Annotated in this window: 7 protein-coding genes and 1 pseudogene; 5 read left to right on the top strand and 3 right to left on the bottom strand. The window is 72.9% G+C overall.

The window, feature by feature from the left end:
* A pseudogene (locus ABEB07_RS30185) lies at positions 1 to 577 on the bottom strand (CAP domain-containing protein); the annotation flags it as partial.
* Between the two features lie 168 nt (positions 578 to 745).
* On the opposite strand from ABEB07_RS30185, the gene ABEB07_RS30180 reads away from it, so the two are divergent.
* From ABEB07_RS30180 to ABEB07_RS30165, 4 genes are all read left to right on the top strand, one after another.
* Positions 746 to 1,027, top strand: a complete 282-nt coding sequence (locus ABEB07_RS30180) for an acylphosphatase (protein ID WP_164583984.1) — start codon at positions 746 to 748, stop codon at positions 1,025 to 1,027.
* Positions 1,028 to 1,402: 375 nt separating this feature from the next.
* A complete protein-coding gene (locus tag ABEB07_RS30175) occupies positions 1,403 to 1,606 on the top strand; it encodes a hypothetical protein (protein ID WP_164583985.1) in 204 nt (67 codons plus the stop codon).
* A gap of 263 nt (positions 1,607 to 1,869) precedes the next feature.
* Positions 1,870 to 5,466 carry a chromosome segregation protein SMC gene (gene smc, locus ABEB07_RS30170; RefSeq protein ID WP_345671237.1) on the top strand — a complete coding sequence of 1,199 codons (3,597 nt, stop codon included), beginning with the start codon at positions 1,870 to 1,872 and terminating at the stop codon, positions 5,464 to 5,466.
* Positions 5,467 to 5,805: 339 nt separating this feature from the next.
* On the top strand, positions 5,806 to 7,221 hold the full coding sequence (locus tag ABEB07_RS30165; RefSeq protein ID WP_176150662.1) for a sugar porter family MFS transporter: 1,416 nt from the start codon (positions 5,806 to 5,808) through the stop codon (positions 7,219 to 7,221).
* Positions 7,222 to 7,422: 201 nt separating this feature from the next.
* On the opposite strand, the gene ABEB07_RS30160 is transcribed toward ABEB07_RS30165, so the two are convergent.
* Complete coding sequence (locus ABEB07_RS30160; RefSeq protein WP_345671236.1) at positions 7,423 to 7,800, bottom strand: hypothetical protein; 378 nt, start codon at positions 7,798 to 7,800, stop codon at positions 7,423 to 7,425.
* A gap of 118 nt (positions 7,801 to 7,918) precedes the next feature.
* Positions 7,919 to 9,376 (bottom strand): cytosine permease, encoded by a 1,458-nt coding sequence (locus ABEB07_RS30155; protein ID WP_345671235.1) that lies wholly within the window; start codon positions 9,374 to 9,376, stop codon positions 7,919 to 7,921.
* Positions 9,377 to 9,571: 195 nt separating this feature from the next.
* On the opposite strand from ABEB07_RS30155, the gene ftsY reads away from it, so the two are divergent.
* A complete protein-coding gene (gene ftsY / locus ABEB07_RS30150; protein ID WP_176150665.1) occupies positions 9,572 to 10,783 on the top strand; it encodes a signal recognition particle-docking protein FtsY in 1,212 nt (403 codons plus the stop codon).
* Positions 10,784 to 10,836 lie beyond the last annotated feature (53 nt).

Below are 10,836 nucleotides of genomic sequence, written 5' to 3'. Positions count from 1 at the left end.
AGGAGGCCGGCCGTCCCGCCCCGCGCCCGGCGGCGGACGCTCCCGGCCGGTCGCCCGGGAGCACCCCGCCGGACGTGCCGCCCTGTTCGCTCGCGCCGGCGGCGGGCGTGCCCGCGGCCTGCACCTGGTCGGCGCCGACGCCGCCGCCCCCGTCCAGCCGGTAGTTCTGGAGTCCGGGCACCGCGCCGGTGGCCACCGCGACCGTGCCGAGGGCGACCGCCGCCGAGACCCCGAGCAGACCGGTGCGCACCGGCGTCGCGGGCCTGCGCCGCCGGCGGCGGCCCCGGCCGAGCGACCCCGGCGCGGGGCTGAAGCCCTCGGGCGGGAAGCGGACCGTGTCCGTGGCGCGGGCGTGCGCGTCGTCCGCGGCGAAGAGGTACTCCTCGGCCCGCGCGTAGACGTCGGCGTAGCGCTCCGGGTTCAGATAGGGCGCGATGCCCCTGCGGTCGTCGTCCGGGTGGGCGTCCTGTGGGCCGCGCGGGCCGCGGCCCTGCCCGTACGGGCCGTGCGTGTCCGCCGCCCCCGTGGCACGGTCCGTGGTGGCGCGGCCGGCGTCCGAACGTCGGTGGCGTCCCATGTCCTGGCCTTCCTCGTCCCCCGGGCCGACGCGCGCCCTGAGCCGTCGCGGTCAACCCGGCCCACTCGATCGAGTGAGTTTCAGATGAGATCCATTGGGTGGGGACGGTACCGCACGGCGCCGGGGGCGGGCGTGCCCGGAGCGACATCGCCCGGTTAGGTTGCAGTCATGAGCGAGGATGTTCGACTGGTCGCCTGGGTGCGTGGACACGTCCAGGGTGTGGGTTTCCGCTGGTTCACCCGGGCGCGGGCGCTGGAGATCGGCGGCCTCAGCGGCTTCGCCCTCAACCTCGGCGACGGGCGCGTGCAGGTCGTCGCGGAGGGGGCCCGCGAGGGCTGTCAGGGGCTCCTCGACTGGCTCCAGGGCGACGACACGCCCGGCAGGGTGGACGGCGTCACGGAGATCTGGGACACACCGCGCGGCGGCTACGACGGCTTCGCCATCCGCTGAGGCGTTCACCGCGCACCGCCGGGCGCCGGCCGGTGCGGCCGTCCCGGGCGCGGGCCCGCGGGGAAAAGAGCAGGTGGCCGCCGGAAGACGCTTGCCGTGCCGGGCCGCGCGCGGCAGGATGACCGCCACGCCCCGAGGGGCCCGCAGAAGCCGCCGCGCCGCCCTTTCCGGTCGCGTGCCCCGGGGCGCCCACCGACACGGGGTGTGATCGTGTTGACCGTCAAACTTTTTGGTGAGACGCTGAAAGCCCGCGCACCTTAGCTGTTTGGCATGGATGAACGGCAGCACAACTGAACACTGCCAAGCACCGCGGGTGCGAATCCCTCACGACCCACACCGCATCGGTCGGTCACTCAGTGTGGAGGACCATCCATCATGGCAAAGGCGCTTCTCGGTTACGTCGGCGGCTCCGACCCTCGACTCCTCGCCGAGATGCGACGGCTCCAGCAGCGCGTCCAGGACCTGGAATCCGAGCTCGTACGGATCCAGGCGGAGAACGACGAGCTGACGGCTGCCGCTTCTCACGACAGGTTCATGGAGCGAGTCGACGCACACCAGGCGGAGCCTGCGCTCACCTGATCACTGCACAGCACCACGACACAGTGGTTGGGCCGCCCGTGTCAACCGCTCCGTCGTCAGAGTTGCAAGGGACGCTTCGGCGTCCCTTCTTTCTTGACCCCCCGCTGGACCCCCGCTCGCATGCCCCCCGGCCGACCGCGGTGCTTCCCCGCGCATCCTTTCACCGTCTTAACGTCTGGTGTGCCCTGCCCGCTCCTGGGTGAAACCGCGCGGTAGCCAGGGTTCGTGGAGCGGGCTCGCGGCGGCGGGTAGAGTCCGACGGCGTGCACCTCAAGGCCCTGACCCTCCGCGGCTTCAAGTCGTTCGCCTCGGCGACCACGCTCCGCTTCGAACCGGGGATCACGTGCGTCGTCGGTCCGAACGGCTCGGGCAAGTCCAACGTCGTGGACGCGCTCAGCTGGGTCATGGGCGAGCAGGGCGCCAAGTCGCTGCGCGGCGGCAAGATGGAGGACGTCATCTTCGCCGGCACCACCGGCCGCCCGCCGCTGGGCCGCGCCGAGGTGTCCCTGACCATCGACAACTCCGACGGGGCCCTGCCCATCGAGTACGCCGAGGTCACCATCACGCGGATCATGTTCCGCAACGGCGGCAGCGAGTACCAGATCAACGGCGACACCTGCCGGCTGCTGGACATCCAGGAACTGCTGTCCGACTCCGGCATCGGCCGCGAGATGCACGTCATCGTCGGGCAGGGCCAGCTCGACTCCGTCCTGCACGCCGACCCGGCCGGCCGCCGCGCCTTCATCGAGGAGGCCGCCGGCGTCCTCAAGCACCGCAAGCGCAAGGAGAAGGCGCTCCGCAAGCTCGACTCCATGCAGGCCAACCTCGCCCGCGTCCAGGACCTCACCGACGAACTGCGCCGCCAGCTCAAACCGCTCGGCCGCCAGGCCGCCGTCGCCCGGCGGGCCGCCGTCATCCAGGCCGACCTGCGCGACGCCCGGCTGCGCCTGCTCGCCGACGACCTCGTACGCCTGAGCGAGGCGCTCGCGGCGGAGATCGCCGACGAGGCCGCCCTGAAGGAACGCAAGGAGGCCGCCGAACAGGAGCTGGCCGGGGCACTGGGACGCGAGGCCCGGCTGGAGGACGAGGTACGCCGCCTCACCCCGCGCCTGACCCGCGCCCAGGAGACCTGGTACGAGCTGTCCCAGCTCGCCGAACGCGTCCGCGGCACCGTCTCCCTGGCCGACGCCCGGGTCAGGAGCGCCACCTCCGCGCCCGACGAGGAGCGGCGCGGCCGCGACCCCGAGGACCTGGAGCGCGAGGCCGCCCGCGTCCGCGAGCAGGAAGCCGAGCTGGAGGCCGCCCTGGAGGCCGCTCAGCGGGCGCTGGAGGACACCGTCGCCCACCGCTCCGACCTGGAACGCGAACTCGCCGCCGAGGAGCGCCGCCTCAAGGACGCCGCCCGCGCCATCGCGGATCGCCGCGAGGGACTGGCCCGGCTGGCCGGCCAAGTCAACGCGGCCCGCTCCCGCGCCGCCTCCGCCCAGGCCGAGATCGACCGCCTGGCCGCCGCCCGCGACGAGGCCCAGGACCGCGCCGTGCACGCCCAGGAGGAGTACGAGGCGCTGCGGGCCGAGGTCGACGGCCTCGACGCGGACGAGGACGAACTCGCCGGACGGCACGAGGCGGCGAGGACGGCGCTGGCCGAGGCGGAGGCCGCCTCGGCCGCCGCCCGCGAGGCGCTCACCGCCGCCGAACGCGAACGCGCGGCGACCCGCGCCCGGCACGACGCCCTCGCCCTGGGCCTGCGCCGCAAGGACGGCACCGGCGCCCTGCTCGACGCCGCCGACCGCCTCACCGGCCTGCTCGGCCCGGCCGCCGGACTCCTCACCCTCGCCCCCGGCCACGAGAGTGCCCTCGCCGCCGCCTTCGGCACCGCCGCCGACGCCCTGGCCGTCGCCCACCCGGCCGCCGCGGCCGACGCCCTGCGCCTGCTGCGCAAACAGGACGCCGGCCGCGCCGCCCTCCTCCTGGCCGACGCGCCCGAGGACCCGGCCGCGACCGACGGAGCCGGCGGCCCCGCCGCCTCCGTCGGGCACCCCTTCGCCGCCGACCTCGTGCACGGCCCCGCCGAGCTGATGCCCGCCGTGCGCCGCCTGCTGCACGGCATCGTCGTCGTCGGCACCCTGGAGGACGCCGAGGACCTGGTCCGCGCCCACCCCCGCCTCACCGCCGTCACCGCCGAGGGCGACCTGCTCGGGGCGCACTTCGCGCACGGCGGCTCGGCCGGCGCGCCCAGCCTGCTGGAGGTACGGGCCGCCGTGGACGAGGCCGCCGCCGAACTGGCCGGACTCGACGTGCGGTGCGAGGAGCTGACCGAGGCCCAGCGGCTGGCCGGCCGGCGGCGTACGGAGTGCGCCGCGCTGGCCGAGGAACTGGGGGAGCGGCGGCGCGCCGCCGACCGGGAGAAGTCGGCGGTCGCCCAGCAGCTCGGCCGGCTCGCCGGCCAGGCACGCGGCGCCGCGGGCGAGGCCGAACGCTCCACGGCCGCCGCCGCCCGCGCCCAGGAGGCACTGGACCGGGCGCTCCAGGACGTGGTGGAACTCGCCGAACGGCTCGCCGTCGCCGAGGAGACGCCCGTCGAGGAGGAACCCGACACCTCCGTACGGGACCGGCTCGCCGCGGACGGCGCCAACGCCCGCCAGACCGAGATGGAGGCCCGCCTCCAGGCCCGCACCCACGAGGAACGGGTCAAGTCGCTGGCCGGCCGTGCCGACTCCCTCGACCGCGCCGCCCGTGCCGAACGCGAGGCACGCGCGCGGGCCGAGCAGCGGCGCGCCCGGCTGCGCCACGAGGCGGCCGTCGCCGGGGCCGTCGCCTCCGGCGCCCGGCAGCTGCTGGCGCACGTCGAGGTCTCCCTCGCCCGCGCCGAGCGGGAGCGCGCCGCCGCCGAGGCCGCCAAGGCCCGCCGCGAGCAGGAGCTGACCGCCGCCCGCGCCGAGGGCCGCGGCCTGAAGGGCGAACTCGACAAGCTCACCGACTCCGTGCACCGGGGCGAGGTGCTCGGCGCCGAGAAGCGGATGCGGATCGAGCAGCTGGAGGCCAGGGCCCTGGAGGAGCTGGGCGTGGAGCCGGCCGTCCTGATGGCGGAGTACGGGCCGAACCAGCTCGTGCCGCCCTCGCTGCCGGCCGAGGGCGAGGAGCTGCCCGAGACTGCGTCCGACAGCGGCTCCGCCGCGGGCGACCACCCCCGCAACCGCCCCCGCCCCTTCGTGCGGGCCGAACAGGAGAAGCGGCTCAAGGCCGCCGAGCGCGCCTACCAGCAGCTCGGCAAGGTCAACCCGCTGGCCCTGGAGGAGTTCGCCGCGCTGGAGGAGCGCCACCAGTTCCTCAGCGAACAGCTGGACGACCTCAAGAAGACCCGCGCCGACCTGCTCCAGGTCGTCAAGGAGGTCGACGAGCGCGTCGAGCAGGTCTTCACCGACGCCTACCGGGACACCGCACGCGAGTTCGAGGGAGTTTTCGGCCGCCTCTTCCCCGGCGGCGAGGGCAGGCTCGTGCTGACCGATCCCGAGAACATGCTCACCACCGGGGTGGACGTCGAGGCGCGCCCGCCGGGCAAGAAGGTCAAGCGGCTGTCCCTGCTCTCCGGCGGCGAGCGCTCGCTGACCGCCGTCGCCCTGCTGGTCTCCATCTTCAAGGCCAGGCCGAGCCCGTTCTACGTCATGGACGAGGTCGAGGCCGCCCTCGACGACACCAACCTCCAGCGGCTCATCCGGATCATGCAGGAGCTCCAGGAGGCCTCCCAGCTGATCGTGATCACGCACCAGAAGCGCACGATGGAGGTCGCCGACGCGCTGTACGGCGTCTCCATGCAGGGCGACGGCGTGTCGAAGGTCATCAGCCAGCGCCTGCGCTGACCGGAAGGCGGGAGCCGGGGCGGCGGTCGCGCCGGCCGGGACCGCTCCGCCGGGACCGCGCCACCGGGACCGCTCGGCCGGTCGGGCGCTCGTGTCCGTTTCGTGAACGGCTCCCGCGTGTACCCATGACTTCGGGGTAGACGGACCTTGTCCGCTACTTGATTACAACACTTGAACGCAAGCGCGCCACGCGGGTAGGTCAAACTCACAGCAGTTGAACTATTGACTTCGGGTATTGAAGGCATAGTCTCTGCAACGTTGCTTTTACCTTCAGGTCTCGCGGCCTGTAGGGCTGACCCCCCACCCCGGCAGCGTTGCCGGTGTGCCCGAGGAGTACACGTGACCAGCACAGCGCAGGCACCCAGGCCAGGAGCCACGGCTCACCCCGATCATCTCGGGCACGTCATCTTCATCGCCGCGGCGGCGGCCATGGGCGGCTTCCTCTTCGGCTACGACAGCTCCGTGATCAACGGCGCCGTCGAGGCCATCCGGGACCGCTACGACGTCGGCTCCGCCGTGCTGGCGCAGGTCATCGCCATCGCGCTGATCGGCTGCGCCATCGGCGCCGCGACCGCCGGCCGCATAGCCGACCGCATCGGCCGCATCCGCTGCATGCAGATCGCCGCCGTGCTGTTCACCATCAGCGCCGTCGGCTCGGCCCTGCCCTTCGCGCTGTGGGACCTCGCCATGTGGCGCGTCATCGGCGGCTTCGCCATCGGCATGGCCTCGGTGATCGGCCCCGCCTACATCGCCGAGGTCTCCCCGCCCGCCTACCGCGGCCGGCTCGGCTCCTTCCAGCAGGCCGCGATCGTCGTCGGCATCGCCATCTCGCAGCTGGTCAACTGGGGCCTGCTCAACGCGGCCGGCGGCGACCAGCGCGGCAAGCTGATGGGCCTGGAGGCCTGGCAGGTCATGCTCGGCGTCATGGTCGTACCCGCCGTCCTGTACGGCCTGCTCTCCCTCGCCATCCCCGAGTCCCCGCGCTTCCTGATCTCCGTCGGCCGCCGTGAGCGCGCCCGCGAGATCCTCGCGGAGGTCGAGGGCAAGGACGTCGACCTCGACGCGCGCGTGCACGAGATCGAGACCGCGATGAAGCGCGAGCACAAGTCCACCTTCAAGGACCTGCTCGGCGGCGGCTTCTTCTTCAAGCCGATCGTCTGGATCGGCATCGGCCTGTCGGTGTTCCAGCAGTTCGTCGGCATCAACGTCGCGTTCTACTACTCCTCGACGCTGTGGCAGTCCGTCGGCGTCGACCCGTCGCAGTCCTTCTTCTACTCGTTCACGACCTCGATCATCAACATCGTCGGCACCGTGATCGCGATGATCTTCGTGGACCGCGTCGGCCGCAAGCCGCTCGCCCTGGTCGGCTCGGTCGGCATGGTGATCGGCCTGGCGCTGGAGGCCTGGGCCTTCTCGCACCCGCTGGTCGACGGCAAGCTGCCCGCCGCCCAGGGCTGGGTCGCCCTGATCGCCGCCCACGTCTTCGTCCTCTTCTTCGCCCTGTCCTGGGGCGTGGTGGTGTGGGTCTTCCTCGGCGAGATGTTCCCCAACCGCATCCGGGCCGCCGCCCTCGGCGTGGCCGCCTCCGCGCAGTGGATCGCCAACTGGGCCATCACCGCGAGCTTCCCGTCGCTGGCCGACTGGAACCTCTCCGGGACCTACGTCATCTACACGGTCTTCGCCGCGCTCTCCATCCCGTTCGTCCTCAAGTTCGTCAAGGAGACGAAGGGCAAGGCACTGGAGGAGATGGGCTGAGGCCCCGAGGGCCGCGCCGCCCAGAACGGCCGCGCCCCCGAGAACCCGAGGAGACGGGCCCATCCCCCCGCTGCCCCTCTCCTCGTTCCCGCCGCCGCCCCCGCCCGGTCCACGACCGGACGGGGGCGGCGGTTTCGCACGCTGTGCGCGGCGGGCCGCCGCAGGTCACCGGAGCACGGGGGTGCGGCAGGCCGCCGCCGGTCACCAGATGAGGACGCCGCCGCCGATCACCAGGGCCTCGCGGGCGCTGTCCTCGATGATCCGGAGCCGGATATCGAGCTCGTGCCGGTGCTCCTCGACCGTCCGCGGCCGCCCGGTCCGCAGCGCGACCTCGTCCAGCCGGCCGCGCAGCAGGGCGACCTCGCGCAGCAGCTCCGGCACCTCCCCGGCCTCGACCACCAGGTCGTCCTCGGCCAGCACCGGCAGGTACCGCGCGCCCAGCGAACGCACGAACTCCGATCCCCACACCGTCGTACGCCAGGATTCGAAACCGCCGGAGCGGTACACGTCGTCCGGCACGTCCAGGATGCGCATCTCCCCGTCCGGCTCCCGGACGAAGACCTCCACCGACAACGCCATGGCAGCAGTCCAGCACGCACCGCCGCCCGGGAGCCACGCGATATCGGTCCTCGCACACGGAAGTCCCCCTCCGGTCAGGTGGAGGGGGACTTCGGCACAGGGTGGACGCGCGTGGGGCTCAGACCGTCAGCGCCTCGGGCGCCTCGGCGCGCTCCCCGGCGTCCGGCGCGGCCGGCGGCGCCACGGCCGGCTTGGGCAGCACGAGGTACAGCAGGCCGGAGACGACGATCGTGGCGACCCAGCCGAGGCCGTACTCGCCGATGACGTTGCCCCGGGCGAGCGGGCCGGTGAACCAGTCCGAGGTGGTGAACATCAGGCCCGCGGCCAGGCCGATCGCCCACGCCGCCACCGCGGCCGGCGAGAAGCCGCCCCGGTACCAGTAGGCGCTGGTGCGCGTGGTGTCGGCCATCGCGCGGCCGTCGTACTCGGTGCGCCGCAGCATGTCCGCGCCGAAGACGCCGACCCAGGCGGAGAAGGCGACCGCGAGCAGCGACAGGAAGGCGATGAACGAGCCCATGAAGCTCGTCGCCACCAGCATCAGCACCCCGCCGAAGGCCAGCGAGATCACGGCGTTGACCGAGACCGCCCAGTGCCGCGGCACCTTGAAGCCGAGGGTCTGCGCGGTGAAGCCCGCCGAGTACATCGACATCGAGTTGATCAGCAGCATGCCGATCAGCGCGATCAGCAGGTACGGCACCGCGATCCAGGTCGGCAGGATCTCGCCGAGGAAGGAGACCGGGTCGGCGGCCGAGGCCAGATCGGGCGTGGAGACCGCCATCACCGCGCCCATCAGCACCATCGGCAGCACGACGATGCCGGCGCCGCCGACCGAATGGCCCACGATCGCCCGGGAGGAGGCGGTGCGCGGCAGGTAGCGGGTGAAGTCGGGCGCGGTCGGGATCCAGCTCACGCCGCCCGCCGCGATCATGCCGATGCCGGTGATCACCGAGGCCGTGGACCCGGCGGAGTGCCCGAACACCGCCGACCAGTCGGTGTCCACGACCAGGTAGCCGAGGACCAGCACCGAGAAGAGGCCGAAGAGGTAGGTCGCGTACTTGTTGCACTTCTGCACGGCGGTGATGCCGAGCCCGGAGATCGCGAAGGTGGCGATCACGAACACCAGCAGCGTCACCAGGTCCAGCACGCCGTTGCCGCGCACGCCGAAGCAGATCTTCAGGATGGTGAGCACGGCGTACGCGCCGGTCACCGCGTTGATCGTCTCCCAGCCCCAGCGGGCCACCCAGATCAGCGCGCCGGGCAGCAGATTGCCGCGCTGCCCGAAGACCGCGCGGGACAGCGCCATGCCCGGCGCCCCGCCCCGCTTGCCCGCGATTCCGATGAACCCGACCAGGCCGTAGGAGACGGCGGGCGCCGCGACGGCGACGACGAGCGCCTGCCAGAAGTTCAGGTGGTACGCCACGACGAGACTGGCGCCCATGGTGAGCAGCAGCACGCTGATGTTGGCGCCGACCCAGGTGGGGAACAGCTCACGGGTCCTGGCGGTACGCTCGCGATCGGGCACCTGTTCGATGCCACGGGTTTCGAGCGCGCCTTCGGTCTCGGCGGTCTTGCTCATGAAGAAGGGTCCGGCCTTGTTCGTGGGGGGAGGGGGCCGCCGGCGAAAAGGGCGGCGACGTCGGGACTCTACGCGTACGGACGCATTCCACACCATCGTACTTTGATCCGACTCAGGGCATTCGGTGGCCTTTGTCTCCCGGCGGAAGCCACAAGCCGCCTGCGGCCGGGACCCATGGCTGATACTGGACGCGTTATGGAAACCATCATCCTTGCTGTAGTCATCGCCGTGGTGGTGCTCGGTGCGCTCGGCGGGCTCGTCGTCGGCAGCCGGCGCCGCAGGCCGCTGCCCCCGCCTCCGCCCAGCCCGCCCGACATCACCGCTCCTCCGGCCGAGCCGCACGTCGGCGAAGAGGCCGAGACGCCGCGCGAGGAAACGCGGCGGACGATCGAGGAGGTGGACCTGCCCGACGCGTCTTCTCCCGTCGTCGTGGAGGAGCCGCCCGTCGTCGAGGAGATCCCGGCGCCCGCGATCGAGGTGCCGGAGCCGACCGCCGGCCGGCTGGTCCGGCTGCGCGCCCGCCTCTCCCGGTCGCAGAACGCCCTGGGCAAGGGGCTGCTCACGCTCCTGTCCCGCGAGCACCTCGACGAGGACACCTGGGAGGAGGTCGAGGACACCCTGCTGACCGCCGACGTCGGCGTGCAGCCCACCCAGGAACTGGTCGAGCGGCTGCGCGAACGGGTCCGCGTCCTGGGCACCCGCACCCCGGCCGAACTGCGCACCCTGCTGCGCGAGGAGCTGCTCACGCTGGTCGGCACCGACGTCGACCGCACCGTGCGCACCGAGCCGGACGGCCGCAAGCCGGGCATCGTGATGGTCGTCGGCGTCAACGGCACCGGCAAGACCACCACCACCGGCAAGCTCGCCCGCGTCCTGGTGGCCGACGGGCGCACCGTCGTCCTCGGCGCCGCCGACACCTTCCGCGCCGCCGCCGCCGACCAGCTCCAGACCTGGGGCGAGCGGGTCGGCGCCCACACCGTGCGCGGCCCGGAGGCCGGCGACCCCGCCTCCGTCGCCTTCGACGCGGTGAAAGAGGGCAAGGAGATGGGCGTCGACGTGGTGCTCATCGACACCGCCGGCCGCCTGCACACCAAGACCGGTCTGATGGACGAGCTGGGCAAGGTCAAGCGGGTGGTCGAGAAGCACGCCCCGCTGGACGAGGTGCTGCTCGTCCTGGACGCCACCACGGGGCAGAACGGCCTGGTCCAGGCGCGGGTCTTCGCCGAGGTCGTGGACATCAGCGGCATCGTGCTGACCAAGCTGGACGGCACCGCCAAGGGCGGCATCGTGGTCGCGGTCCAGCGCGAGCTGGGCGTCCCGGTGAAGCTGATCGGGCTCGGCGAGGGCGCGGACGACCTCGCGCCGTTCGAGCCGGAGGCGTTCGTTGACGCCCTCATCGGCGACTGACCGGCCGTCATCGCGTACGACAGCGCCCGTCCCCGGAACCACGGGGGACGGGC

It is taken from the genome of Streptomyces similanensis, from assembly GCF_039543625.1.
GTDB lineage: Bacteria > Actinomycetota > Actinomycetes > Streptomycetales > Streptomycetaceae > Streptomyces > Streptomyces similanensis.
This window is presented reverse-complemented; position numbering and strand designations above follow the sequence as displayed.

Bases quoted from the DNA above. Each gene is read 5' to 3' on its own strand.
- ABEB07_RS30180 (WP_164583984.1), top strand. From the start codon at position 746: ATGAGCGAGGATGTTCGACTGGTCGCCTGGGTGCGTGGACACGTCCAG.
- ABEB07_RS30175 (WP_164583985.1), top strand. From the start codon at position 1,403: ATGGCAAAGGCGCTTCTCGGTTACGTCGGCGGCTCCGACCCTCGACTC.
- ABEB07_RS30160 (WP_345671236.1), bottom strand. From the start codon at position 7,800: ATGGCGTTGTCGGTGGAGGTCTTCGTCCGGGAGCCGGACGGGGAGATG.
- ABEB07_RS30155 (WP_345671235.1), bottom strand. From the start codon at position 9,376: ATGAGCAAGACCGCCGAGACCGAAGGCGCGCTCGAAACCCGTGGCATC.
- ftsY (WP_176150665.1), top strand. From the start codon at position 9,572: ATGGAAACCATCATCCTTGCTGTAGTCATCGCCGTGGTGGTGCTCGGT.